The sequence below is a fragment of the Mesorhizobium sp. B2-5-13 genome (assembly GCF_006440535.1).
In the GTDB taxonomy this organism is placed as follows: Bacteria; Pseudomonadota; Alphaproteobacteria; order Rhizobiales; family Rhizobiaceae; genus Mesorhizobium; species Mesorhizobium salmacidum.
The window spans coordinates 593,806-618,849 of the sequence record NZ_VFUI01000001.1; the positions used below are offsets into that span (position 1 = coordinate 593,806).

The 25,044-nt window shown below is 62.3% G+C and carries 24 protein-coding genes and 1 pseudogene; 11 read left to right on the top strand and 14 right to left on the bottom strand.

Annotated features, from left to right (window positions below):
• Positions 1-73: 73 nt before the first annotated feature.
• From glyA to FJ434_RS03070, 6 genes are all read right to left on the bottom strand, one after another.
• Positions 74-1,387: a serine hydroxymethyltransferase gene (gene glyA, locus FJ434_RS03045; protein ID WP_140749511.1), complete on the bottom strand. Its 1,314-nt coding sequence runs from the start codon at positions 1,385-1,387 to the stop codon at positions 74-76.
• A 177-nt stretch (positions 1,388-1,564) separates the two neighbouring features.
• Positions 1,565-3,205, bottom strand: a complete 1,641-nt coding sequence (locus FJ434_RS03050) for a Na+/H+ antiporter (RefSeq protein WP_140749508.1) — start codon at positions 3,203-3,205, stop codon at positions 1,565-1,567.
• A 134-nt stretch (positions 3,206-3,339) separates the two neighbouring features.
• Positions 3,340-4,593 (bottom strand): L,D-transpeptidase family protein, encoded by a 1,254-nt coding sequence (locus tag FJ434_RS03055; RefSeq protein ID WP_140749505.1) that lies wholly within the window; start codon positions 4,591-4,593, stop codon positions 3,340-3,342.
• Between the two features lie 350 nt (positions 4,594-4,943).
• On the bottom strand, positions 4,944-5,459 hold the full coding sequence (locus FJ434_RS03060; protein WP_013896002.1) for a winged helix DNA-binding protein: 516 nt from the start codon (positions 5,457-5,459) through the stop codon (positions 4,944-4,946).
• Positions 5,460-5,697: 238 nt separating this feature from the next.
• Positions 5,698-6,120: a DUF6163 family protein gene (locus FJ434_RS03065; RefSeq protein WP_140749502.1), complete on the bottom strand. Its 423-nt coding sequence runs from the start codon at positions 6,118-6,120 to the stop codon at positions 5,698-5,700.
• Positions 6,117-7,157 carry an enoyl-CoA hydratase/isomerase family protein gene (locus FJ434_RS03070; RefSeq protein WP_140506525.1) on the bottom strand — a complete coding sequence of 347 codons (1,041 nt, stop codon included), beginning with the start codon at positions 7,155-7,157 and terminating at the stop codon, positions 6,117-6,119. The genes FJ434_RS03065 and FJ434_RS03070 overlap by 4 nt, the downstream gene beginning before the upstream one ends.
• 161 nt (positions 7,158-7,318) lie before the next feature.
• On the opposite strand from FJ434_RS03070, the gene FJ434_RS03075 reads away from it, so the two are divergent.
• The 3 genes from FJ434_RS03075 to FJ434_RS03085 all read left to right on the top strand — a co-directional run bounded on the left by FJ434_RS03075 (position 7,319) and on the right by FJ434_RS03085 (position 10,379).
• The gene (locus tag FJ434_RS03075) at positions 7,319-8,146 is read left to right on the top strand and encodes a DUF2066 domain-containing protein (RefSeq protein WP_140749499.1); all 828 of its coding nucleotides are present in this window, start codon (positions 7,319-7,321) and stop codon (positions 8,144-8,146) included.
• 118 nt (positions 8,147-8,264) lie between these two features.
• Entirely contained in the window at positions 8,265-9,296 is a 1,032-nt protein-coding gene (gene hemB / locus FJ434_RS03080; protein ID WP_140749496.1) for a porphobilinogen synthase, read from the top strand.
• Between the two features lie 438 nt (positions 9,297-9,734).
• Positions 9,735-10,379: a dihydrofolate reductase family protein gene (locus FJ434_RS03085; protein WP_140749493.1), complete on the top strand. Its 645-nt coding sequence runs from the start codon at positions 9,735-9,737 to the stop codon at positions 10,377-10,379.
• Between the two features lie 202 nt (positions 10,380-10,581).
• On the opposite strand, the gene ppk2 is transcribed toward FJ434_RS03085, so the two are convergent.
• On the bottom strand, positions 10,582-11,502 hold the full coding sequence (gene ppk2 / locus FJ434_RS03090) for a polyphosphate kinase 2 (protein WP_140506533.1): 921 nt from the start codon (positions 11,500-11,502) through the stop codon (positions 10,582-10,584).
• Positions 11,503-11,784: 282 nt separating this feature from the next.
• Here ppk2 and FJ434_RS03095 point away from each other — a divergent pair, with 282 nt between their 5' ends.
• Positions 11,785-12,828, top strand: a complete 1,044-nt coding sequence (locus FJ434_RS03095) for an aldo/keto reductase (protein ID WP_140749490.1) — start codon at positions 11,785-11,787, stop codon at positions 12,826-12,828.
• A gap of 27 nt (positions 12,829-12,855) precedes the next feature.
• Here the strand turns inward: FJ434_RS03095 and FJ434_RS03100 are convergent.
• Positions 12,856-13,827 (bottom strand): annotated as a pseudogene (locus FJ434_RS03100) (glycosyl transferase family 90).
• A gap of 251 nt (positions 13,828-14,078) precedes the next feature.
• A complete protein-coding gene (locus FJ434_RS03105) occupies positions 14,079-15,050 on the bottom strand; it encodes a glycosyl transferase family 90 (protein WP_140749487.1) in 972 nt (323 codons plus the stop codon).
• Positions 15,051-15,248: 198 nt separating this feature from the next.
• Here FJ434_RS03105 and FJ434_RS03110 point away from each other — a divergent pair, with 198 nt between their 5' ends.
• On the top strand, positions 15,249-15,395 hold the full coding sequence (locus FJ434_RS03110; protein ID WP_140506538.1) for a hypothetical protein: 147 nt from the start codon (positions 15,249-15,251) through the stop codon (positions 15,393-15,395).
• 60 nt (positions 15,396-15,455) lie between these two features.
• Here FJ434_RS03110 and FJ434_RS30560 read toward each other — a convergent pair whose 3' ends face one another.
• Positions 15,456-15,716, bottom strand: a complete 261-nt coding sequence (locus tag FJ434_RS30560) for a DUF982 domain-containing protein (protein WP_027146689.1) — start codon at positions 15,714-15,716, stop codon at positions 15,456-15,458.
• Between the two features lie 103 nt (positions 15,717-15,819).
• Entirely contained in the window at positions 15,820-16,485 is a 666-nt protein-coding gene (locus FJ434_RS03120) for a GntR family transcriptional regulator (protein WP_140749484.1), read from the bottom strand.
• A gap of 115 nt (positions 16,486-16,600) precedes the next feature.
• Between FJ434_RS03120 and FJ434_RS03125 the strand changes: the two genes are divergently transcribed.
• Positions 16,601-17,860, top strand: a complete 1,260-nt coding sequence (locus FJ434_RS03125; RefSeq protein ID WP_140749482.1) for a multidrug efflux MFS transporter — start codon at positions 16,601-16,603, stop codon at positions 17,858-17,860.
• Between the two features lie 36 nt (positions 17,861-17,896).
• Positions 17,897-18,262, top strand: a complete 366-nt coding sequence (locus FJ434_RS03130; protein WP_140749479.1) for a DUF423 domain-containing protein — start codon at positions 17,897-17,899, stop codon at positions 18,260-18,262.
• Positions 18,263-18,277: 15 nt separating this feature from the next.
• Here the strand turns inward: FJ434_RS03130 and FJ434_RS29655 are convergent, their stop codons facing one another.
• Entirely contained in the window at positions 18,278-18,427 is a 150-nt protein-coding gene (locus FJ434_RS29655; RefSeq protein WP_181165977.1) for a hypothetical protein, read from the bottom strand.
• Between the two features lie 364 nt (positions 18,428-18,791).
• Between FJ434_RS29655 and FJ434_RS03135 the strand changes: the two genes are divergently transcribed.
• Positions 18,792-19,868, top strand: coding sequence for a substrate-binding domain-containing protein (locus tag FJ434_RS03135; protein ID WP_140749476.1), 1,077 nt, complete (start codon positions 18,792-18,794; stop codon positions 19,866-19,868).
• 18 nt (positions 19,869-19,886) lie between these two features.
• On the opposite strand, the gene FJ434_RS03140 is transcribed toward FJ434_RS03135, so the two are convergent.
• Positions 19,887-21,128: an OpgC family protein gene (locus FJ434_RS03140; RefSeq protein WP_140749473.1), complete on the bottom strand. Its 1,242-nt coding sequence runs from the start codon at positions 21,126-21,128 to the stop codon at positions 19,887-19,889.
• Positions 21,129-21,329: 201 nt separating this feature from the next.
• Here FJ434_RS03140 and FJ434_RS03145 point away from each other — a divergent pair, with 201 nt between their 5' ends.
• Together FJ434_RS03145 and FJ434_RS03150 are read left to right on the top strand one after the other, a co-directional pair.
• Positions 21,330-22,016, top strand: a complete 687-nt coding sequence (locus tag FJ434_RS03145; protein ID WP_140749470.1) for an alpha/beta hydrolase — start codon at positions 21,330-21,332, stop codon at positions 22,014-22,016.
• Positions 22,017-22,052: 36 nt separating this feature from the next.
• Positions 22,053-22,760, top strand: a complete 708-nt coding sequence (locus tag FJ434_RS03150) for a calcium-binding protein (RefSeq protein ID WP_140749467.1) — start codon at positions 22,053-22,055, stop codon at positions 22,758-22,760.
• A 134-nt stretch (positions 22,761-22,894) separates the two neighbouring features.
• Here FJ434_RS03150 and sthA read toward each other — a convergent pair whose 3' ends face one another.
• Complete coding sequence (gene sthA / locus FJ434_RS03155) at positions 22,895-24,283, bottom strand: Si-specific NAD(P)(+) transhydrogenase (protein ID WP_140749464.1); 1,389 nt, start codon at positions 24,281-24,283, stop codon at positions 22,895-22,897.
• 202 nt (positions 24,284-24,485) lie between these two features.
• On the opposite strand from sthA, the gene FJ434_RS03160 reads away from it, so the two are divergent.
• The gene (locus FJ434_RS03160; RefSeq protein WP_140506561.1) at positions 24,486-24,956 is read left to right on the top strand and encodes an RDD family protein; all 471 of its coding nucleotides are present in this window, start codon (positions 24,486-24,488) and stop codon (positions 24,954-24,956) included.
• Positions 24,957-25,044: the final 88 nt, after the last annotated feature.

Consider the following 25,044-nt stretch of genomic DNA (forward strand, 5'->3'; position numbering starts at 1 on the left):
ACCGCCGGTGGATAAAAGATGACGCGTCGCGCCCGGTCAACCGAGATAGGATGGTCAACCGGGATAAGGATGGTCAACCGAGATAGGGATAGAGCGGGAATCGATCGGTCAATGCAACGACCTTGGCCTTGACCGCCGCCTCGACGGCGGCATTGCCTTCGTCGGAATTGGCGACCTTAAGCCCATCCAGCACCTCGGCGATCAGCTTGCCGATCTCACGGAATTCGGCCTGGCCGAAGCCGCGCGTGGTGCCGGCCGGCGTGCCCAGCCGCACGCCCGAAGTGACGAAGGGCTTTTCCGGGTCGAAGGGGATGCCGTTCTTGTTGCAGGTGATGTTGGCGCGGCCAAGGGCCGCTTCGGCGCGTTTGCCGGTGGCGTTCTTGGGCCTGAGGTCGACCAGCATCAGGTGGTTGTCAGTGCCGCCGGAGACGATGTCGAGGCCCGTTTCCTTGAGGCTGGAAGCCAGCGCCTTGGCGTTGGCGGCAACGCTTTCGGCATAGACCTTGAAGCTCGGCTTCAGCGCTTCGCCGAAGGCCACTGCCTTGGCGGCAATGACATGCATCAGCGGACCGCCCTGCAGGCCGGGGAACACCGCCGAGTTCATCTTCTTGGCGATGTCCTCGTCATTGCACAGGATCATGCCGCCGCGCGGGCCGCGCAGCGACTTGTGGGTGGTGGTCGTCACCACATGGGCGTGCGGCAAGGGCGAGGGATGCACGCCGCCAGCAACGAGGCCAGCAATGTGCGCCATGTCGACCATCAGATAGGCGCCGACCGCGTCCGCGATCTCGCGAAAGCGCTTCCAGTCCCAGATGCGCGAATAGGCTGTGCCGCCGGCCAGGATCAGCTTCGGCTTAGTCTCGTGCGCGGTCTTCTCGATGGCGTCCATGTCCAGCAGGTGGTCGTCCTTGCGTACGCCATAGGAGACGACCTTGAACCATTTGCCGCTCATGTTGACCGGCGAGCCGTGGGTGAGATGGCCGCCGGAATTGAGGTCGAGACCCATGAAGGTGTCGCCGGGCTGCAGCAGCGCCAGGAACACCGCCTGGTTCATCTGGCTGCCGGAATTCGGCTGGACGTTGGCGAAGTTGCAGCCGAACAGCTTTTTCGCGCGCTCGATGGCCAGTTCCTCGGCCACGTCGACGAACTGACAGCCGCCATAGTAGCGCTTGCCCGGATAGCCCTCGGCATATTTGTTGGTCATGATCGACCCCTGCGCCTCGAGCACGGCGCGGGAGACGATGTTCTCCGAGGCGATCAGCTCGATCTCGTGACGCTGGCGACCGAGTTCGTTGCGGATGGCGCCGAATATCTCCGGATCGGCATCTTCCAAAGTGGTTTCGAAAAAGGATTCGAGCTTGTTGGACGCCGCCGCTGCTGTTGCCATGGCCTGAGTTCCCCGGGGGTTGGAAGGGCAAATTCGTGGATGCAGTCGTCCCAAACCACTTGGCGGTTCTGGGCGACATGCATGCGTTCGCCGGCCATTAACACAGTTGTTTTGGGCTCGCCACGTTTGCGGCGCGAAATTTGCTGGCCGGTTTGCGGCAAAGGATCGGGCGGACCGCTATTTCCTGTCCCGCCGCTGCTTCAGCAAGGCCTCGGTCAATGTGATTTCGGAAAACAGGGCGCGCATCGTGTGATCATTGATCTCTTGGCTGCGGAACATGTCGCGTAGCGCGGATCGCTCGGCTTCGATGCCCGCCGCCCTGAGTTCGAGCTCCAGCCTGCCGGCCTCACGGGCCTCGGCGCGGGCCTCGTCGGCTTCGTCGGAAGCCGCTATGCGCCGCCGGTAGCCGGCCACGATGCTGTCGGCGACGGCCAGCCGGGCCTCGACCGCCTCGCCCTCGCCTGCCTCGTTGGCGATGCTCTCGATCCTGACGATCGCCGCACTGGCGGCGCCGACGCGCGCCCGGCGCTCCTCCGCTGCGGCCGGATTCTCGCCCGGCTCGACCAGTCCCCGCGCGATCCTGGGCAAGGCAAAGCTGGCAATGACGAGCGAGCAGATGATGACGCCGGCGGCGAGGAAGATCACGACATCGCGTGCCGGAAAGGGCGAGCCATCCTGCAAAGCCAGCGGCAATGACAGGATGCCCGCCAATGTGATGGCGCCGCGCACGCCGGCCACGGAGCCGGCAAGCCGGACGCGAAATCCGAACGGCTCGGCCTTGCGCTTGCCCACACGCGCCGCGATCGCTTGGGCGATGTCCCCGACCCAGATCCACAGGAAGCGCAGCCCGATCAGGCAGAGCGTCAGGATCAGCACCGTCGCCACCGGCTCGATCAGCCAATGCCGGCTGGACAACTCTGGCGGGACCTTGCGGATGATGTCGGGAAGCTGCAGGCCGAGCAGAATGAACAGAGCGCCATTGAAGACGAAAGTGAGAGTCGCCCAGAGCGACAGAATCTGCATGCGCGCCGACACGCCGAGGAAACGGTACATGCCGCTGACCCCGGTCAGCAGACCGGCGGTGACCGCCGCCAGGATGCCCGAGGCTCCGACATGTTCGGCGCCGAGATAGGCGATGAAAGGCAGCAGGATCATCACGAGAACCTGCGCCTCGGCCGGCACGCCGCCGATGCGGCTGAGCAGTTGCAGCGCCTTGGCGGCGATGTACAGGGCCGCGACACCGGCCAGGATGCCAGCGGCGACGGCGTAGAGGAAGCTGAGCGAAGCTCCCGCGAAAGAGAAGCTGCCGGTCAATGCCGCCGCCACCGCAAAGCGGAACATGACTAGGCCCGACGCGTCGTTGAGCAACGACTCGCCCTCCAATATGTGCATCAGCCGGGCCGGAACCATATTCCTGTCGACGATCGAGGACACCGCCACGGCGTCGGTCGGCGACAGCACGGCGGCCAGCGCGAAAGCGACGACGAGCGGAATGCTCGGCACCAGCCAGTGCAAGGCATAGCCGAAGCCGACAATGGTGAAGAAGACCAGGCCGATGGCAAGATCGAGTATGGGTCCGCGCAAGGCGACGAGTTCGCGCTTGGGCGCCGCGAAGGCGTCACCGAACAGAAGCGGCGGGATGAACACCAGCAGGAAAAGTTCCGGATCGATCTCGACATGCAGGCCCCCGGCGGGCCAGGCCAGGGCCGCGCCGATGGCGATCTGCAGCACCGGCAACGGCACCCGAACCAGCCGGACGAGCGCGCCGGACAGCGCCACGAAGACGAGCACAACGAGAATGAAGATGGCGACGTCCATGGCACGATTCCGGCTGTCTGCCGACCATGCGCAATAGCCGGAGCTTCGTCCAGCCGGTCGAGCGGCTGGAAATGGCGGCGTCCGCAATAAAAAAGCCGCCCTGAGAGCGGCTTTTTTGCAAAAATATCAGCTCGTTATAGCGAAGACGTGATCTGCAGTTCGCTGGCACCGTCGAGCGCGTAGACGTCGTCGCGGAACTGGACGACGCCGGGTCCTGTCGACCACGCCGAGAGATAGAGGAAATGCACCGGCACCGGGTTGGTGACCTGGATCGGCGTGTTCTGGCCGGTCTTGATAGCCGCCTCGAAATGCTGGCGATCCCAGCCGGGCGTGTCGCGCAGGATCCACGTGACGAGATCACGCACGTTCTGGACGCGCACGCAGCCCGAGGAATCGAAGCGCATCATCTTGCCGAACAGGCTCTGCTGCGGCGTGTCGTGCATGTAGACGCCGTCAGGGCTCGGGAAATTGATCTTGACCGACGCCATGGCGTTTTCCGAACCGGGATCCTGACGGAAACGGTACTTGGCGGCATCGTCGGTCGACCAGTCCACATTCATCGGGTCGACTTCGCTGCCATCGGGCGCGAACAGGCGGATATGGCTGTTCTTGAGATAATCGGGATCCTTCCGCATCAGCGGAATGATGTCCTTGCGCACGATCGAGACCGGTGCGTTCCAGTACGGATTGACGATGATCTCGTTGATCTTGGAATTGACGATCGGCGTCTGGCGATCGATCTTGCCGACGATCGCGGTGTGGCGAAGCACGACGCGGTCGTTCTCGACCGCTTCGATCTGTGCGGCAGGAATATCGACCAGCACATAGCGGCTGCCCAGCGTGCCGGCCTTGTCTTTCAGCCGCTGCAGATTGGTCTGCAGCTGGCCGAGCCGAATTTGCGCCGAAACGTTCATCGCGGCGTAGGTATACTTGCCCATCGAGCCGTCAGCCGGCAGACCATGGCGCAACTGAAAGCGCTTGACCGCCGAGTCGACATAGGAATCGAAAGCCGTCGAAATGCCGGCGCTCTGCGACAGGTCGCCCGCCATCATCAGGCGCTTGCGCAACGGCACCACGTCCGGGTCATCGACGCCGAGTTGCAGTTTCTTGGTCGCGGGAACGTCCGTCCAGCCGCCCTGGGAGACGATGTTCTGATACTGCGCGACCGCCTGCTCAGTGAAGGCAACGGTCTGCAGGCTGAAGATCGGCAGCGTCGAGGCCACCTTGCCGCCTTCGCTGGCGCGGGCATCGAACTGATCATCCCAATTGCCGCGGGCCGAGGATTTCAGGATATCCCCGATCACATCCTGCGCACTGGCACGGCCGGCCACCATGGCGGCGGCGAGCGCGGAGGCTCCGGAAAGGAAAAAGCGGCGGCTGGTTCTCATGGACGTTCCAGACATTCTTGTAGCGTTCGATCACTTTGCTGCGTCGATTATCGCGCGATCTCGCCCGCACTCTAAAATCGGCAATCTTAACAATTAGCCAACCATGGTCCGTATTACATTGGCGACAAAAGCAAGAGGCGCGATGCGGCTGCGGATGGACGCATGGTCTTCACCACAGCATCACTGCCACTCTCGGTTCCACTGGAATATGGCGGCAACGTGGCCTTGGCCCGTAATTTGCTTTGGCCGGACGCAAGAAAGAAAAGACCGGTGCTTTTCGGCACCGGCCCTGACTGGAGGTCGCTGTTATGGCCACGCTTCTGCGGCGCGGCTCCGTTTCCTGGATGGTCTTACATCCGGTAGGCGATGGTGTCGTTCCAGAAGCGGTCGAGCCGCTGCAGGGCGCGGTTCATCTGCTTGAACTCGTCGGTGTTGATGCCTCCGACCTGTTCGATCGAGCCGACATGACGCTCATAGAGACCGGCGACCACATCAGCCACTTCATTGCCTTTCGGCGTCAGCGAGACGCGGACCGAACGGCGATCGATGCGTGAGCGCTGGTGGTTGATGAAGCCGAGATCGACCAGCTTCTTCAGATTGTAGGAGACGTTCGAGCCGAGATAGTAGCCACGCGAACGCAGCTCGCCGGCGGTCAGTTCGGAATTGCCGATGTTGAAGAGCAGCAGCGCCTGGATGGCATTGATGTCGGAACGGCCGTTGCGGTCGAATTCGTCCTTGATCACATCAAGCAGACGGCGGTGCAGACGCTCGACCAGCTGCAGCGATTCCATGTACAGGGAACGGATAGCCTCGCGGCGATCGTCGGAAACGTTGGCGGTCTTGGCCGCCGGACGCGAATTGATCATTGTCTTTGCCTCTCGTTTGTCGCCCTGGTGATTTTTTGTCTTTCACCTTGATCGCGACACTATCGAATACTCATAAAATTCGACTTAAACGCTAGGGCTAACAAGAGCTTACCGGTAAGAGGTTTCGGAAGACGCTTAACGAACGGTCACCCGGGCAAGGATGATTAACCTAAAGATTTAGGCAATGATCGCCGGGGCGGATTCGAGCGGTCGCCAGGTCGTCAACCCGTACAAGGGCTTAGTGCCGTGCCGGTCGTTTCTGCAGGTAGATGACGACGCGAAAGACGATGTAGAGCAGCGCCACGCAGGCATGCGAGACGACGATCAGGAGACGATGGCCGAAAAGCTCGGGAAAACCAGCATACATGACCGTCTCGGTGACCGCGCATATGAACCAGATCACCGGGCCCCAGGACGCCAGCATCCACAGCCCGGCCGCGGCGAAGGGAAAGAACACGGCGAGCATCACCGCCGCCACCTGCCAATGCACCGGCATAAGGTCGAAGCGCCACAGCGAGCCCGGATAGAATCCGATCAGCTTGATCCAGTACAGGATGCCGAACATCAGGCAGTAGCCCGCGATGACGCGCTGGAACCAGGCGAAGATCACCTCGACCGTCGAGGGCTGCAGGACGACGCGTCTCGATGTCACTTCGCTCACAGCCCAAGCTCCCGATCGCCGAGCGGAGCGAAATAGGCCTCGACTTCCGCCTCGCTGACGGCATCGATCTTTGCCGGCCGCCATTGCGGCTTGGAGCCCTTGTCGATGATAGCGGCGCGGATGCCCTCGTAGAAATCGTGGCCAGCCAGCATGCGGTTCAGGATGCGGAACTCCATCCTCATGCAGTCGTCCATCGACAATGTCTGCCCGGCGCTGATCTGCCGCCAGGCGACGCGAAGGCTGGTCGGCGAGCGCATGCGGATCGTCGCCAGCGTCTTGGCCGCGAATTCGTCCTTGCCCGCGCGATCCAGGCTGTCGATGAGGTCCGGCAGCGAGGGTTGGGCGAAATGGCGGGAGATCGCCTCCAGGATAGGCCTGTCGGTCTCCCGCTTGGCCGGAACAAAGAAACCGCGCAGCACCGATTCCGGATCGCCCGTCAGCGCCAGCCGGTCGAGGAAGCTCGGCTGGTCCTCGGCCTTGATGGTGTGGGTGGCCAGCCCCGACCACAGCGCATCGCCATAGCGGATGCGGTTACCGGTCAGCGCCAGGTACATGCCGAATGAACCGCCAAGGTCGGGCAGCAGATGACTGGCGCCGACATCGGGGAAAAAGCCGATGCCGACCTCCGGCATGGCGAACTGGGCATTCTCGGTCATCACCCGGTGTGAACCGTGGAAGGAAATGCCGACCCCACCGCCCATGACGATGCCGTCGATGAGCGCCACATAAGGTTTCTTGAAACGGGCGATGTAGGCGTTGAGCCGATACTCGTCGGCGAAGAACTCGACCGGCGGCTTTCCAGCCCGGCCGGCTTCATAGATGTGCAGGATATCCCCGCCGGCCGAAAACGCCCTGCCCTCTGCCTTGACCACGACGACATCCACGCCGTCGTCCCGCTCCCAGGAGCGCAGGGCCTCGCCCAGCGCCTTGACCATGCGATGGGTGACGGCATTGAGCGCCTGCGGCCGCGTCAGGGTGACGACGCCGGCCCTGCCCAACCTTTCGAAGCGAATTTCGTCGCCTCCACCAAAATCCATCGCCAGAGAATCCTTCCCCGCGCCTGCGGGACTGAAGTGCTAAAGGCGGCGCATGGGTGCGTCAATGGCAGCAGTCTGTCCGCCGCGGTCTTGGCGGCAAGTGGCGGCCGATGCTAGACCTTGGCGGCCATTACGGCAGGCCAAGAGCCGGATAGTGAGCCATGCCGCAGTTTTTGCGCCTTGTCCTTGTTCTGAGTTGCCTGTCTGCGTTGTGGGCAACCAATGTTCCCGCCAGGGCAACCGACCTTGGCGATCTTTACCAATCGCAGACCATCGTCACCGGCCAGGGTGAAGAAAACCGCCAGCTCGGCTTCAAGACTTGCCTCGACAAGGTCCTCGTCCGTGTTTCGGGCGATCAGCGGCTGCTTGCCAGACGCGAAATGGACGCGTTGCGCGACAAGGCCGGCAGCTTTGTCGACAGCTTTCGCTACCATGACCGGCTGGAGGGTATTCCGATCCATGACGAGCAAGGCACGCATGACCGGCCGCATGACCTCACCTGCCTCTACAAGCCTGATGTGATCGACAAGGTGCTGGCATCGCTTGGCAGCAGGCCCTGGCTTGGCGAGCGGCCGACACTCGCCGTCTTCCTCACGACTGAACAGGGCACTCGGCATTTCGTGCTGAGCGCTGAGGAAGGCCACGGCGAAACGATGCGCGAATCCTTCATCAATGCCGCCGGTCCAACGCTGATACATGTCGTCTTTCCGAAGGCTGCGGAGCTTGGCGACCTGGGCGAAGAAGCGTTGCGCGCGGCTGACATGGCAAAGTTGGATCGGCTGGCCAAACAGGCAGGTGGCGACCGAGCGCTCGCCGGCAGCATCGTATGGAGCGATGAGGAGCTAGGCTGGATCGCCGATTGGCGACTGGCCGATCAGGGCAAGACCTGTCGTTGGCAGGTGCGCGGTGTCAGCTTCGACGAGGCGTTTCGCGTGGCAATCGGAGGCGCGGCACAGATCCTTTCGGGCAATGGGCAGCCTGACCAATAGGCGTGGTGAGACAGCGCGGTGGGACAGCGCCGTGGCAGCTTTGACCCCTGGCACAAACGTGTCGCATTGGTCAGCACCAAGGGCTCGTGCTAAAAGCCGCCGATCCGGAGTTTTGGCCATGAACAAATTCACCCCAGCAAAACCTGCCGGCGCGCGCAGCGTCGACGACGTCACCGGCAGCCGCCGCCTGCGCCGCATGCGCAAGGCCGACTGGTCGCGCCGGCTCGTGCAGGAGAACAGGCTTTCGGTCGACGACCTGATCTGGCCAATCTTCGTCGTCGAGGGTAGGAATGTCCGCGAACCGATCGCTGCCATGCCCGGCGTCTTCCGCCTGTCGGTCGACCTTGCCGTCAAGGAGGCCGAACGCGCGGCCAAGCTCGGCATCCCGGCTCTTGCCACCTTCCCCAATATCGATCTCGGCCTGCGCGACCAGACCGGCTCGCACATCCTCGACCCGGAAAACATCATCAACCGCGCCACCCGCGCGATAAAGGAGGCGGTGCCCGAGATCGGCATCATCACAGACGCGGCGCTCGATCCGTTCACCAGCCATGGCCATGACGGCATTCTGCGCGACGGCATCATCGTCAATGACGAAACCGTGGAACAGGTCGCGGCGGCGGCCGTCATCCAGGCGGCTGCCGGCGCCGACATCATCGCGCCATCAGACATGATGGACGGCCGTGTCGGTGCCATCCGCGACGCGCTCGACGCCAACGGTTTTCAGGACGTGGCGATCATGTCCTACGCCACCAAATTCGCCTCGGCCTTCTACGGCCCCTATCGCGAAGCAGTCGGCACCGCCGGCCTGCTCAAGGGCGACAAGAAGACCTATTATATCGACCACGCCAATTCGGACGAGGCGGTGCGCGAGGCCGAACAGGACATCGCCGAGGGCGCCGACATGCTGATGGTGAAGCCCGGCCTGCCCTATCTCGACATCATCCGCCGGCTGAAGGACGAATTCCAGATGCCGACCTTCGCCTATCAGGTGTCGGGCGAATATTCGATGATCAAGGCGGCCGGCGCTAATGGCTGGATCGACGGCGAGAAGGCGATGCTGGAATCGCTGCTCGCCTTCAAGCGTGCCGGCTGCGACGGCATCCTGACCTATTTCGCTCCCGAAGTGGCGGAAATGCTGAAAGGGTAGTCTCAAGGTCCCGGGCAAGGCCTTTCAGTAGATGTCACCACTCTTTCGAGCGGTCGGCGGTTCCTTCGAATTCCCGCTGATAAAAACCGGCAGCTGCAGCTAAAATAACCGCGCGGCCGGAGGCGGCCGGCAGCCCGCACCTCGGCCAAGAGGTATGGCTAACGCCTCCATGACCCGGTTCCCTGTCGGGGTCGGGCCTCGTCAATGCGGGCACCACATCCGTTTCATGAAATTTACAGGCGAATGAGTTGATATCGCGGCTGACTCGACGGCCGCCACTGGCCGTCCGTGCCGACCGCTACACAACAGTCTGGACATCGCTTGGTGCAAAGGTCTGGATAGATGTCTTTCGATCCGAAAAATACCGCTTGCAATTCACAATCAGTTTGCTAGAAGAAAACCACTTGCAAAATACAACTGGTTTCCGAGGAGGTCTTCATGTCCAAGCTTCGCGTCAATGCTTTCAGCCTGTCCCTCGACGGCTACGGCGCCGGGCCTGATCAGAGTCTGGAAAATCCGCTCGGCGTCGGCGGAATGGCCCTGCATAAATGGGCTTTCAGCACCCGCACCTTCCGCAAGATGTTTGGCGAGGAAGGCGGCGAGACAGGCGTCGACGAGGACTTTGCGGCGCGCAGCTTCGAGAACCTCGGCGCCTGGATCCTCGGCCGCAATATGTTCGGCCCGATCCGGGGTGAATGGCCTGACGACAAGTGGAAGGGCTGGTGGGGCGACAATCCGCCCTATCATGTGCCGGTGTTCGTGCTGACCCACCACGAGCGGGCGCCCATCACGATGGAAGGCGGAACGATTTTCCATTTCGTCACCGGCGGGATCCATTCGGCGCTAGAGCAGGCAAAATCAGCGGCCAGCGGCAAGGACGTGCGGGTCGGCGGCGGCGTCTCCACCATCCGGCAATATCTCCAGGAGCGGCTGATCGACGAGATGCACCTGGCAATCTCACCGGTGCTGCTGGGCAAGGGCGAAAACCTTTTTGCCGGCCTCGACATGCCCAACCTTGGTTATCAGTGCACCGAACAGGCGGCAACGGCACTTGCCACACACGTGGTCATCAACAGGACTTAGGCCGAGCCCTTTTGGCGCAGCTCCTTTCTCCCCGTCACTATACCAGGAGAAAGGTCCGGCAGGACAATGAGGGGCGGTGCTGCCGAACGAAGATGATGCTGGCGTGGTCCTGCGAACGGCGGTCTAACCAGTTAGCCCTGCGCCCCTCTCATCCGCCCTTCGGGCACCTTCTCCCCGTGAAACGGGGAGAAGGAAAGGTTTCTCAATATTTCTCCGGCACGTAAAGTTCGCGCGGCAGGACCTGGCGTTCGTATTCGGGGTTGAAGACGCGCTCCGGCAGCGTGATCTCCTCGTGCGGCACGTCTTCGTACGGCAGCTGCTTCAGCAGATGATCGATGCAGTTCAGGCGCGCGCGCTTCTTGTCGTTGCCCTCGACGATGAACCAGGGCGCTTCGGGGATGTTGGTGCGGGCGAAAGTCTCCTCCTTGGCCTTGGTGTACTGTTCCCAGCGCACACGTGACTGCAGGTCCATCGGCGACAGCTTCCACTGCTTCATCGGATCATGGATGCGCATCAGGAAGCGCATCTGCTGTTCTTCGTCGGTGATCGAGAACCAGTATTTGACCACGGTGATGCCCGAGCGCACCAGCATGCGCTCGAACTCCGGCACGTCATGGAAGAACTCCTCCACCTGCTCGGGGTTGGCAAAACCCATTACCCGTTCGACGCCGGAGCGGTTGTACCAGGAGCGGTCGAGCAACACGATCTCGCCGCCTGCCGGCAAATGCGGGACATAGCGCTGGAAATACCATTGCGACTTCTCGCGTTCAGTCGGCGCCGGAAGCGCCACGACGCGGCAGATGCGGGGGTTGAGCCGCTGGGTGATGCGCTTGATGACGCCGCCCTTGCCGGCGGAGTCACGGCCCTCGAAAATCACCACCAGTTTCTTCTTGTGATAGGCGACCCAGGATTGCAGCTTGATCAATTCGGACTGCAAGCTGATCAGGTCGCGAAAATATTGCATGCGATCGATCGAAGGCGGATGCGAGTTCTTGTAGATCTTGGCGATCTCCATCGATAGCGCCGGCTCCGACATTTCGAGCTCATAATCTTCGTCAAGCGTGTCGGCGAGCTCGGCTTCGAGCCAGTCCTTGGCAGGGGAATTCTTTTTTAGCTCGGTCATATCAGCTGCTCCGCTTGCAAGCCCTGTCGGTTACCACTGGCGCCCCAATTTCTGGCCAGCGGCCAAGAATGGAAACACCTGAGCCGACTTCAATATAGGCCGGCGGTGACGGTTTTATTGCAGCCCGGGCGCGATTGCTGCCACGGCGGATTCGGCGATGTGTGATCGATCCAATGTCATTCTACGGCGACAAGCCGACCGAATTGTCCTACAAATCCGCGGTCGCGTTCCAGGCCTGCCCCTTGGCGGCACGCCTCTTCAACAAAATCGTGAGGATCTGACATGGAATACCGCACCCTTGGCCGTTCGGGCCTGAAGGTTTCGACACTGACGCTTGGCACCATGACCTTCGGCGGCTCCGGGCCCTTCGCCGCGGTCGGCAACAGCGATCTCGCCGAAGCCAAGCGGATGATCGATATGTGCATTGACGCCGGCATCAATCTCATCGATACCGCCAACGTCTATTCGAACGGCCTGTCTGAAGAGATCATAGGCGAAGCGCTCGGCGGCAAGCGCAAGAACGATGTGCTGATCGCGTCCAAGGCGCGGATGCGGATCGGCAAGGGCCCGAACGACGAAGGCCTGTCGCGCCACCATCTTATCCGCGAATGCGAGAGAAGCCTGAAGCGGTTGAAGACCGATGTCATCGACATCTATTTCGTCCACCAGTGGGACGGCCTCACCCCGCTCGAGGAAACCGTTGCCGCGCTCGACACTTTGGTCAGCCAGGGCAAGGTGCGCTACATCGGCTGCTCCAACTATTCCGGCTGGCAGGTGATGAAGGCGCTTTCCATCAGCGACAGCCGCCACCAGCAACGCTTCGTCACCCAGCAGATCCACTACACGCTGGAAGCGCGCGAAGCCGAGTACGAGCTGCTGCCGATCTCGGTCGACCAGGGGCTGGGCGTGCTGGTCTGGAGCCCGCTCGCCGGCGGCCTGCTGTCGGGCAAATACCGCCGCGACAGCCCGACCGCCCGCCAGCTCGCCGGCTGGTCCGAGCCGCCGATCCGCGACGAGGACCGGCTGTGGCGGATCGTCGATCTGCTGGTCGACATCGGCAAGGATCGTGGTGTGTCGGCGGCGCAGGTGGCGCTTGCCTGGCTGCTCGGCCGCCCTGCCGTCTCGTCGCTGGTGATCGGCGCCCGCAACGACGTCCAGCTGAAGGACAATCTCGCGGCCGCCGCCCTGGAGCTCGGCACCGAGGAACGCCAGCGCCTCGACGCCGTTAGCCGACCGCCCCTGCTCTACCCCTACTGGCACCAGCAACTGACGGCGAAGGATCGCTTCGGCCCCGCCGACATGGTTCTCGACCGCAGCGACATCTGATCAGCGGCGTCGGGCCGAGCACAAGAGCTAGGTCCCGATGAACCGCCAGAGCTCGGGATCGGGTTCGATCTGGCCGCTGAGCACGAAATATTTGTAGAGGACGAGCAGGGAGATCGCCTGCTCGTCCCGTTCATTGGAAAATTTGCGGCAATAGGCATTGGCCGCGGCGATGATGCGCTCCGCCGCGGCCGGATGCTGCTCGAAATAATCTATCTTTTCACGGAGATCGGAGAAGTCCGGGTCGAGCGGCGCATAGTGGACACCGGCCTCGAGCTGGCTCTCGCCAAACCATGTTTCGTAGGTCGGCGGCGGCATCAGACAGAGCGAGTTGGAATTCATGATCCATTTGAGGTTGGTCGCCACGTCATTGCCCTCCAACGAGACGATGTAGCGATAGCGCAGATGCTGGCTGATGCTGAGGAAAGGCTTGCTGTACTCAGCCGGTGCACTGCGCTTGTGCGAACCGACGTCGCAGAACGGCAAGCCGCGCGCGACATCCAGGAACCGTGTCCTGATCGGATTTGTTGAGGTCGCCGCGCCAGACCACGACCGGGCGTTTGTCGGCGAAGGCGACGGTGTCGACGGGCATGTGGAAGTGGCGAAACTTGTTGAACTTCATAACGACAGCGTTGCCGTTGTCGACGCTGATCGGCCGATCCTTGACGAGCGTCGGCAGCTTGGGCACGCCTTTGACGTCGCCGAACTTCAGGTCGATGAGCAATGACGGATCGAAATAGCGGGCAAATTCCTTCAGGTCGTAATAATACATGCTCGGTTCAAAAGGCATCTTGTCGATGCGCACGGCATCCGGGCTTGGCGTAAAATCGTTCTGCAGCTTGTTGTAGTGATTCAGCCGTCGGCGCACGGCTTCATTCGAGAGCCTGGCCTGTTCCAGGCGGCCCGCCAACCGTCGTCGAAGATCGCCTGGGGTGCGATATCGCGCATGACGTTTCGCGCGTAGTAGAAGACCCTTGCCGTCGTCCGTTGTATGGTGGCCATCGCTCTCGTAGTCTAAAACAAGCGCCACTAAACAGACAACAGCCGGGATGATTCCCGCAGCGTTGCGCATCGTTAGTGCACGCATTCCGGCAGTGCCCGGACACGTGATGGCCGGCCTCGACGAGACGCGCCGGGGATGCCGCGGCAACTACAGCATGTCGCGGCGAATAGGATTCGCCCGACCTGCTGTAAGCTTCTGATTTTATGCATGTCGTTATCCCGGAACCGAGGACACTTCCGGGCGACATGCATTAGCCCGTTATGTAGCGCCACACCTCGGCATCAGGTTTGATCTGGCCAGAGAGCACGAAGTATTTGTAGAGTACCAGCAGGGAGATCGCCTGTTCGGTCCGCTCCTCGTCGAATGTCCGGCAATAGGCGTTCGCGGCGGCGATGATGCGCTCTGCCTTGGCCGGGTGCCGCTCGAAATAGGCGACGTTTTCGGCAAGATTGGAGAAGTCTGCCTCTAGCGGCACATAGTGGACATTGGCTTCGAGCTGTCGTTCGGCAAACCATGTCTCGTAGGTTGGCGGCGGCATCAGGCAAAGCGACTTCGAGTTCATGATCCATTTGAGGTTGGTCGCCACATCATTACCCTCGAGCGAGACGATGTAGCGATAGCGCTGGTGCTGGCTGATGCTGAGAAAAGGCTTGGCGTATTCCGCAGGCGCGTTCGGCTTGTGCGAACCGACATCACAGAACGGCAGGTCGCGCACCGCTTTCAGGAATCTTGTCCTGATCGGATTGTTGAGATCGCCGCGCCAGACCACGGCCGGCAGCTTGTCGGCGAACGAGATGGCGTCAGCCGGCATGTGGAAGTGGCGAAACTTGTCCAGCTTCATGATGATCGCATTCTTGTCGTCGTCACGAATCGGCCGATCCTTGACGATCGTCGGCACCTTCGGCACACGCCTGACGTCGCCGTATTCCAGGTCGATGAGCAAATCCGGATCGAAGTAGCGGGCGAATTCCTTCAGGTCATAATAGTACATGGTCGGCGTGAAGGGCAGCTTGCTGATGCGCTTGGCATTGGCGCTTGGCGCGAAACCTTCCTGCAGCTTGTTGTAGTAATTCAACCGCTGGCGCGCCGCCCCACCGGAAAGCCGGGCCCTTTCGAGACGGCCGGCCAGCCTGGCGCGAAACAGCGCTTGCGGAGCCACGTCGCGCGCGACGTTTCGCGCATAATAAAAAACTTTTGCTGCGGTCCGCGAAATTGTGGCCATCGGTCACTTGATCAAAACAAACAGGCAGCTCTCAATTCATTGGCGCCCCGGGTTTCCTACATCATTGTGGCGCCCATCTGGCAAGCCCCGCATCTCTTCGACACCAGCGTCCACGCATTGTCGCTTCGGCTGTTGTGTTTGACGGCTAATGCTCCTAGGCAGGTCCAGGGCCGCAAGGCAGTGACAAAAGGAGCCGATATGGCGCGAGCACCAAACTACGATCAGGAACGCAAGGAGCGCGACCGCCAGAAGGCGGCCAAGAAGGCTGAAAAACTGGCGGCCAAGGTTGCCGCGCGCGAGCGTTCGAAGCCTGAGACCGAGACGGAGAACGAAACCGAGGAATAACGGCATGCGGCCCGCGAATGCGGGCCGTGCCTCAATCCGAATTGTCGGTATCAGCCTATGTCAGGCTGGCGCCTTGTCGCTGATGAAAACATCCACCTCCCGCGCCGCGGCGATGAAAGCGCGTCGGGCATTCATCGCCGGCTTGTCGCCGGCGAGTGCGTCGTGGCAGGCCTGCAGCGCCGCACGATGCTTGGCGCTGCGCTTGCCCGGCCAACTGTTGAGGAGGTAATCGGAAGCCTCCCTTGCCGAACGCAAGAGCTGAGTGCTTCCCGCCGTGACGGATTTGACGGTCACGGGTGTTTCAAAGCGATTGTTTTCCATCGCCGCTCTTACGCCATCGGCTTGCATGAAGCGAGGCTGAAAGTGCGCTTCGCGTCGGATGCCGCCCGTTTTCCGGCGAGCGGGCTGCCGCGCATAGGCCGTACTAAGCGGCGACGACGGCAAATCCCCTCGCGCGAAGGCCACGTCGGTCGTTGGCAAGCGACGTCACCAGCCGGTCGCGGCTGCCGACGATGTGGGCCGACAGGAGCCGCGCGGCTTCATCGGCCTGAGCAAGGCGTGTAGCGGCTAGGATGGCGCGATGCTCGAGCCAGGCACGGCCAAGGGCCGTTTCGTCACGCACTTCCAGCCAGCGGGCGCGCGACAGGCGCGTCATGGCGTCACGAACCGCCCGGAACAGGAATTCGTTGCCGGAGAGCCGCGCCAGTTCGATGTGAAAATCCATGCCGATACGATGCCATTCCTCGCGCGGGGTGTTTTCGTCGCAGGAATCGAGCATCGCCTCGATGACATCGATGGCGCTCTTGTCCGCTTGCCCGCATGTCAGCCGCAGCGCCGCGACCTCGACCGCCTCGCGATAGACCGCAATCTGCTCGAGCTCGGCCAGGTTGATTGGCGAGACCGTCCAGCCGCGCCCGTCCCTGCCGACCAGCCCCTCGGTCTCCAGCCGCAGAAGTGCCGCCCTGACCGGCGTGCGCGAGGCGCCGAAACGGCCTTCGATCCAGCGTTCGGTCAGCCGCTCTCCCGGCCCGATCTCGAGCGCCAGGATCATCTCGCGAAGCTGCCGTTCGACATTCTGCATCTGCGACATCGCGCACCCTTTCCGAAGCCGCATTGACAGCGACCGGCTTGAAGTTCATGACGGATACCAGATTGGTATCCCAAAATGGTATCCGCAACAAGCACTGATACCGGGCAGGCAGGACATGACGCAGAAAGACACGCGGCAAAGCGGCTACAACATCCATTGGCGGCGCAATCTCGCCGTCTGTTTCGCGGGGTCGTTCAGCACACTCATCGCCATGACCCTGCTCCTGCCCTTCTTGCCGCTCTACGTCGAACAGCTCGGCGCACAGGGTCATGCCGCCATCGTACAATGGTCCGGCATCGCCTATGGCGCCACCTTCTTCGCCGCGGCGATGGTCGCGCCGTTGTGGGGACGCCTGGGCGACCGCTACGGCCGCAAGGTGATGCTGGTGCGCGCCTCCTTCGGCATGGCGATCTGCATGTCGCTGACGGGCATGGTCGAGACGGTCTGGCAGTTGGTGCTGCTGCGCCTGCTGATCGGCTTCGCCGGCGGCTATTCCTCGGGTTCAACCATATTGGTGGCCATGCAGACGCCGAAGGAGCGCTCCGGCTGGGCGCTTGGCGTCCTGTCGGCGGGCATCACGGCGGGCTCGCTGGTCGGCCCGCTGCTCGGCGGCGTGCTGCCGCCGGTGATCGGGATTCGCGCCACCTTCCTCTTGTCGGGCGGGGTGATCTTCCTCGCCCTCCTGGCGACGACCTTCCTCATCAAGGAGAGTCCGCGCCCGAGCCCGAGGGCTGCCAAAGCCGCGTCGGCGACAAAACCGAAAAGCGGCTGGTCGCAGATCCCGGACAAGCGCCCGGTCGTGGCCATGCTGACCACCGGCATGCTGCTCGCCTTCGCCACGATGTCGATCGAGCCGATCATCACCGTCTATGTGCAGCAGCTCATCGAGGACCAGAACCGGGTGACGCTCGTCGCCGGCGTGGTAATGTCGGCGGCCGCCCTCGGCACCATCTTGTCGGCGTCCTGGCTCGGCAAGCTCGCAGACCGGATCGGGCACTGGAACGTTGTCGTGGGAGCGCTGGCTGTCTCGGCGCTGTTGCTCATCCCGCAGGCTTTTGTCACCAACAGCTGGCAGCTTATCGGCCTGCGTTTCCTGATGGGCCTGGCGCTGGGCGGCCTCCTGCCCTGCATCACCAGTGTCATCAGGCACAACATCCCCGACGGCGTCGGCGGCAACGTGCTTGGCCTTGCGATCTCGGCACAGTATGTCGGGCAGGTCGCGGGGCCGCTGGCCGGCGGTTTCGTCGGCGGCCATTTCGGAATGCCGGCAGTGTTTCTTGGCACGTCGGTGCTGATGGCGCTCGGTGCCGCCTACAACTGGATCGTCCAGTCGCGGCGGACGCGGCATATGGCGCTGGAAGCGGGCAAGCCCTGAGCTTGCCTGGCCTGCAAAAGAAGGAGCACGCCGACCATGAACCTCGCCAATCCAAACGGCAGCCGGCCCCTCGTGCTTGCCGGCGGTCTCGTCGGCGCGGCGGGGGTGGCGCTTTCGGCAGCTGCGGCGCATCGCGGCGGCGCCTTCACCGGCACGGCCGCGTCATTCCTCCTGATGCATGCGCCGGTCTTTCTCGCTATTGGCCTTATCGGAGCAAACCGCTGGCTGCGCATCGCAAGCCTCGTTCTGCTCGCCGGGCTGCTGCTCTTCGCGGGTGATCTTCTCGCCCGCGATTTCTGGGGCTCAAGGCTGTTTCCGATGTCGGCGCCGATCGGCGGCACCCTGCTCATTGCAGGCTGGCTTGCGATAGCGATTTCGGCCGTAGCGCACCCACGACCCTGAAATGATTGCTCCAGGTCAATCCCGGCGGCGTTCCGGGCGGACCCAAAGTTCGCGATTGCGCGCGGCTGGTTTTGTCCGGCGCCGCGCCTCCGGTCGCTCCGTGGCCGGCGCGATGCCCCAGTAGTTGCGATAGATGTCCTCAAACAGATGTCTGATGGGGTGCATGACTCATCCTCCTTGTCTTTGAATCGATCCAAACCACGGGTGCGAAAAGATGGCTGATCAGCCCCGCTTGCGGGCCACGAAGAAGCGAAGGTCGCGAACCCATGGACCGGCTTCACCACGGCGCCTGGCTTTGTTAGCGACTGTCCTGATATTCCAGTCGTTGCGATAAATGGTCGAACAGATAGTTGACGGGATGCATGGCGCTCCTCCCCTCCGGTTAAACAAGCAGGCCAAGTCTGCCATTTGGATCGATTCAAGCATATGACCCCGGCTATCGCCGGTCAAGCAAAATTTGAATCGATCCAACGAAAGTGCTAGATGCGGCGGAGGAACGTGCTACATGGATGTCAGGAGGCACGCACAAATGGCGTCACTCATCGCAGGCAATCGACGTCCCGTACGGCTGGCCGACATCGCCAAGGCCGCCGGTGTTTCGCACGGCACAGCGTCCAATGTATTCAGCCGCCCCGAGATCGTGCGCGAGGAAGTCCGCGAACGAGTTCGCGCCGCGGCCGAGGCCATGGGTTATGGCGGGCCCGATCCAAAGGGGAGGCTGCTGCGGGCCGGAAAGGTCAACGCCATTGGCGTGGCCACCGCCGAGCCCCTCTCCTATTTCTTCGACGATCCGTTTGCGCGCGTCATGATGGCGGGCATCTCGCAAGCTTGCGATGCGACCGGAGCCGGCATTTCCCTGGTGTCGGCCGCCAACAACGAGCAGCTTGCCTGGAACATCCAGAGCGCGCTGGTCGACGGCTTCATCGTCTTTTGCATCGAAGGTGGCTCGCGCCTGGTGGAGTTGGCACGCGAGCGCAAGCTTCCCTTCGTCGCGCTCGACCTCGATTCCGAGGACGGGTCGGTCGCCGCGATCGGTGTCGACAACATCGCCGGCGCCGGCATGGCGGCCCGCCATCTCACTGATCTCGGACATCGCCGCTTCGCCGTTCTGGCCCTGCCCTTCGCCGACAACAGGACAGGCCTTGTTTCGGCCGAACAGGTCCGGGCGGCAACTTATGCAGGGACGCGCGACCGCCTCACCGGCTATCTCCGGGAACTTTCGCGGGTTGGCGTCGATACATCCAAAGTACCCGTCTACGAGACCGCCAACGACGTGGCGAGCACGAAGGCAGGGCTCGAAACCATCTTCGCCTCCGACGCACCGCCCACCGCCATCCTGGCCATGTCGGACAGAATAGCCCTGGTGGCGCTCGAATGGCTGAGCGCACGCGGGCTCAACGTGCCTGACGATGTTTCCGTCGTCGGGTTCGACGGTGTTCCGGAAGCAGCGGTGTCCGAGCCGCCATTGACCACGATCGCCCAGCCGATTGCCGAGATGGGCCGCCTCGCCGTCAGGGCGATCCTGGAGAGCGACGCGCCGGTCAGCCGGCAGCAACTGCCGGTCGAACTGATCGTGCGGGGCTCGTCGGGTCCACCCCGCGGTTGAGCCGCACGCCCGAAACGACTACCGATTGGCTCTTGCCATGGCAGAGAGGCCCAAAGGCGCACGAACCGGCGCGGGATCCTTTTGGGCCGTGCGGGCCTTGCCCGAACCGCCGATGGCCGACAGCCATTCGAGATAGAAGGCGAGCGCGAACTGCATGGCAATGCCGGCCGATATCAGCAGGCTGTCATAGACGAACCCGCCCGGATTGATCACCTTCATCACCTGAGCGACCATGGCGATCACCGTGCCCGCGATGAAGACCGGCAGCGATCGTTTGCCCAGTATCGCCAGCGGATGATCGGGGCTGGTGCGGAACAGGTTTGACAGCGTCGGCAGGGCGACGACGAGGTAGCTGACCGCCAGGATGTGCAACAGCCGCGGCAACGACAGGAAGGTCTTGTCGAAGCCGCCGATCACCACCGGCAGGTTGAACCACGTTATATGTCCCCAGAGCGGGCTATGCACCCACACCAGCGCCGCCAGCACATAGGCGGCGGCCGCGCCGATCAGCCAGCGGTTGACCGGAATGACACCACCGCGCCTGACATGCAGCATGGCGGCAAGGCCGATGTTGAACAGGAACTGCCAGGACAGCGGATTGAGGAACCAGAAACCGGGCTCGGGATAATTGGGCGGCGCGATCTGCCAGATTCCAGCAACGAGCCACAGCATGCCGGACAGGAGAAGGGCCGCGACGGGCCTGTAGCTGACAAACAGCACGAAGGCCGGCGCCATCAAAAGCAGCGCGGCATAGACCGGCAGGATGTTGTTGTAGCCGAGCTGGTGGCCAAGCGTGACGATGCCGACCAGCACTTGCGGCGTGTCCTTCATCAGCGGCTCGATATTGATGAGCTTCAGCAGTTCCGGCCGCTTGGCAAACACCGCCACGGCGCAGAACAGGGCCATCACCGCCATCGTCGTGACGATATGGGCGACGTAGAGCACGCCCGCCCGCCGCCACATCTTCAAGGTCGCCAGAAGCCGGCCTCCCGGCCGGAATTTCGTGCCGTAGGCGAGCGCGACCGAGATGCCGGAAATCAGCACGAACGCTTCGGCCGCATCAGAAAAACCGAAATTCTTGTAGGTCAGGGCCTCGAAAGCCGTGCCCGGCACATGGTCGATGAAGATCGTGAGCAGGGCCAGCGCGCGCAGTACATCGATACGCGTGTCGCGTTCCAAGATACGCGAATTGCGATCTGGGATACGCGAATCGCGATCTGGGATACGCGAATCGCGATCTGGCGAAATAGGGGTGGTCATCGACAAAAGGCCTCAAAGCTGGTTGTTCATGTCCAGCAATGCGACCCCCGACGCACCGCTTCGATTCCTCCCACAGGGAGTGTATCGGCGCAGAAACGGGCTGGAATGCGCCTGGTTCAATCAACTTTCGCGGAGCATGAAAATATTGCGTTTTGAAGCCGGCAAATTGAGCGAAACCTCATATAATCAACAGGATGCGATATGATTGGCGCCAGTGTCGAAAATGGTCCGCCGATGCTGGACCTGGCCTTTCCCTATCGTCTCCTCGGCGCCGGCGGAGGCGGCCGTGAATGCCTGTTCCTGCTGCATGGATCGGGTGTCGACGAGACAAGCATGGTGGCGCTGGCGAGACGCATGGCACCAGATGCCGCACTGGTCGCGGTGCGTGGCCGTATCCCCCAGGAGGACGGTTTTCGCTGGTTCGAGCGAATCTCGCCGACGCGCTTCGACCAGGAAAGCATCCGTGTCGAAACCGCCACGTTCGCGGCATTCGCAAGAGAAGCCGCCGCGCGCCACGGGCTTGATCTCGATCACGCGACATTCCTTGGCTATTCGAACGGCGCCAATCTGGTTTCAAGCCTGATGCTGCTCCATCCCGGCATGGTCCGGAGCGCCGCGCTGCTGAGGCCAATGCCTGTGCTCGACAAAGTCCCGGCGACGGACCTTGCGGGAACACGGACATTGATCATTGCCGGAGCCGCCGACGAGACCTACGGGCCTTTCGCGCCGGCGCTGGTGATGCTGCTCAGCCGGCACGGCACGGAGATCGACGCCCGGATTGTTCCATCAGGCCACGAAATCGGCAACCCGGACGCCGCGATCGTCGAGCGATGGCTGGCGGGATCGGCGGCGACCCAGTTGGTTAATCTCCGAGACAGCTGTGCGTGATAAGCATCCGGCGCATCGCAGGAGAGCTGTGCCGAGATGGCGGGAGCAAAAGCCAGGGTAATATCGCAAATAGCCGCCGGACTCTTCCTGGTCATCGCAGAAATGCTGGTTTTCTGGGGACCAGGCTCCAAACCGATATTCCGCATCGGCACCAGAGCCAACGACTACAGTTCAGGAAGCACCAGGGCGGACGAGATCTATGGTGAAAAGGGTAATGACCGCATCGTCGGCTTCGGCGGCGGCGATTTCCTCGATGGCGGAAGCGGAGACGATAGTTTGATTGGCGGAGACGGCGCTGATGCATTGCTCGGCGACGACGGTAACGACCGCCTCGACGCTGCTGGCGGCGACGACTATCTAATAGGGGACGCAGGGGAGGACGTGCTGATTGGCGGTGATGGCGATGACACGCTGGAAGGCGGTGCCGGCAACGACCATCTTAACGGCGGCGCAGGCAATGACAAATTCGTCCTCAACCTGGCGCCCGATGCTTCAAACAATGTCGACACGATTGCCGATTATTCGGTGCCCGATGATACTATATTCCTGGCGCGTGGGTCGTTCATGAGCCTGACGGAGGGCACGCTGCCCTCTGAAGCATTTCATATCGGGGCAGCAGCCACCGATGAATCACAGCGCATTCTCTACGATGCGAGAGCAATGGCTGGCTCAGTTGCGACCCCGATGGCACCGGAACACGGTCCGCGATCCACATCGCGACAATGTCGCCTGGCCTCGACCTGACAATCGCCGACTTCATCATTACCAGGAACTAGAACCTGGCGCGGCATAGCTATTCCCGGGAAAAGACGTCAGGTCCGCCGTCTGGCCTTGCTTGCGTTGAACTCCACTCAAGGAGGGCATGCCCGGCCGGTGCCCTAACCCCGCCCCATCCTGTTCCAGGCGTCAAGGCCGGCGATCTTGTAGGCTTCCGCGAGCGTCGGATAGTTGAAGGTGTTGTTGACGAAGAAGTCGACCGTGCCGCCGAGATTGATCACCGCCTGGCCGATATGAATGAGTTCGGTGGCGCCCTCACCGACAATGTGCGCGCCGAGCAGGCGCCGCGACTCGATCGAGAACAACAGCTTCAGGAAGCCGGTGTCGACGCCCATGATGTGGCCGCGCGACGTCTCGCGGAAGCGCGCGACGCCAACCTCATAGGCGCTGCCGCTTTGGCGTACCTGCTCCTCGGACTGGCCGACCGTCGATATCTCCGGCACCGCGTAGATGCCGTAGGGAAAGGTTTCCGGCGGCGCCGGCAGGGTCACGCCAAAGGCATGGCAGGCGGCCACCCTGCCCTGCTCCATCGAGGTGGAGGCGAGGCTCGGAAAGCCGATGACGTCGCCGGCGGCGTAGATATTGGGCACGCTGGTCTGGAAGGTCTGCGGATCGACCTTGATACGGCCCCTGGAGTCGGCTTCGATGCCGACCACGTCGAGGCCGAGGCTGCCGACATTGCCGGTGCGGCCGGCGGCGTAGAGCACGACCTCGGAGCGGATGGTTCGGCCATCGGCCAGTTCCACTTCGGCGGCTTCCGGCTTGGAGCGGATTTCCTTGACCGCGCTGCCCAGCCTTATCGTCATGCCGCGGTCGCGCATCTGGTGGATGAAATCGTCGACGATCTCCCGGTCGACGAAATCGAGGATGGAGTTGCGCGGCTCGACCAGCGTCACCGGTACGTCGAGCGCGGAAAAGATCGTGGCGTATTCGACGCCGATGACGCCGGCACCGATCACCGTCAGCGTGCGCGGTAGCCGGTCGAGTTCAAGCATCTCGTCGCTGTCGAAGACACGGGTCTTGTCGAAGGGCACGTCGCGCGGCCGATGCGGCCGGGTGCCGACGGCGATCAGCGCGTTGGCGAAGCCGACTTCGCTGTAATCGCCATTGTCAGATGTCAGACTGACCTTGTTGTGGCCGAGAAATTTCACCGCCGCGCGCGCACTTTTGACCGTGTTTCGCATGAACTGGTGTTGCAGCACCTCCACCTCGTGGTCGAGCGTCTTGTGCAGGCGCTCGATCAGGTCGCCGACCGAGATATCCTGCTTGACCCGATAGCCGCGTCCATAGAAGCCGCGCTCGCGCCAGCCCGAGAGGTTGAGCACAGTTTCGCGCAGCGTTTTCGATGGGATGGTGCCGGTGTGCACAGAGACGCCACCAAGACGCCGGCCCCGGTCGACCACCAGCACCGATTTGCCGAGTTTGGCCGATTGCACCGCCGCGCGGCGGCCCGAAGGGCCGCTGCCGATGACCAGCATGTCGTAGTCCATATCACCCCGTCCCCTCGGCGTCTTGTTGCGCCGCAGCAAGCTAACGCCATCCACGCTGCAAATTCAACCGGTTCAGACCGTCAGCCCGTTCTACCCTGCCCGGTGCGCGGCGAAACGGTCCGATCTTGATTCCACCATCAGCCTTCACCATTTCTGATGAGGTGGGCCCAGGCTAAGCAGGCCCCTGTTACGAGGAAATGACATGGACGCTCGCGTTCTCGATGGCGAAATCATCGACACCCGCCTTGACGATGTCAGGGCTTATGAAGGCGTGCGCACAAGGCGCATCCTGGCCTTCGTGCTCGACTATATCATCGTCGCCCTGCTCACCATTCCGTTCGCCATCCTGGTGTTCTTCCTCGGGCTTTTGACCCTCGGTCTTGGCTGGATGCTATTTGGCGTCCTGGTGCCGGCAGTCGCCATCCTCTACATCTGGAACACACTTGGCAGCGCCGACCAGGCTACTACGGGCATGAAGATGATGGGCATCCGCCTCGACCGTCTCGACGGCAGGCCGATCGACGGCCTCACGGCGGTCGTCCATTCCGTGCTGTTCTGGGCCGGCAACGTCATCCTGTCGCCGCTGGTCCTGCTGGTGACCCTGTTCTCCGACCGCAAGCGCACGCTGCACGATCTTTTGCTCGGCACTGTCGTCAGCCGCACCGGCCGCTGAAACCGCCTTTAAGCAAAGCCGCGGCCCCCTTAAGCGTAATTGTGAAGGTGTTGAGTTGCCCGCGCCTTCACTATCCTATTGAATTTTT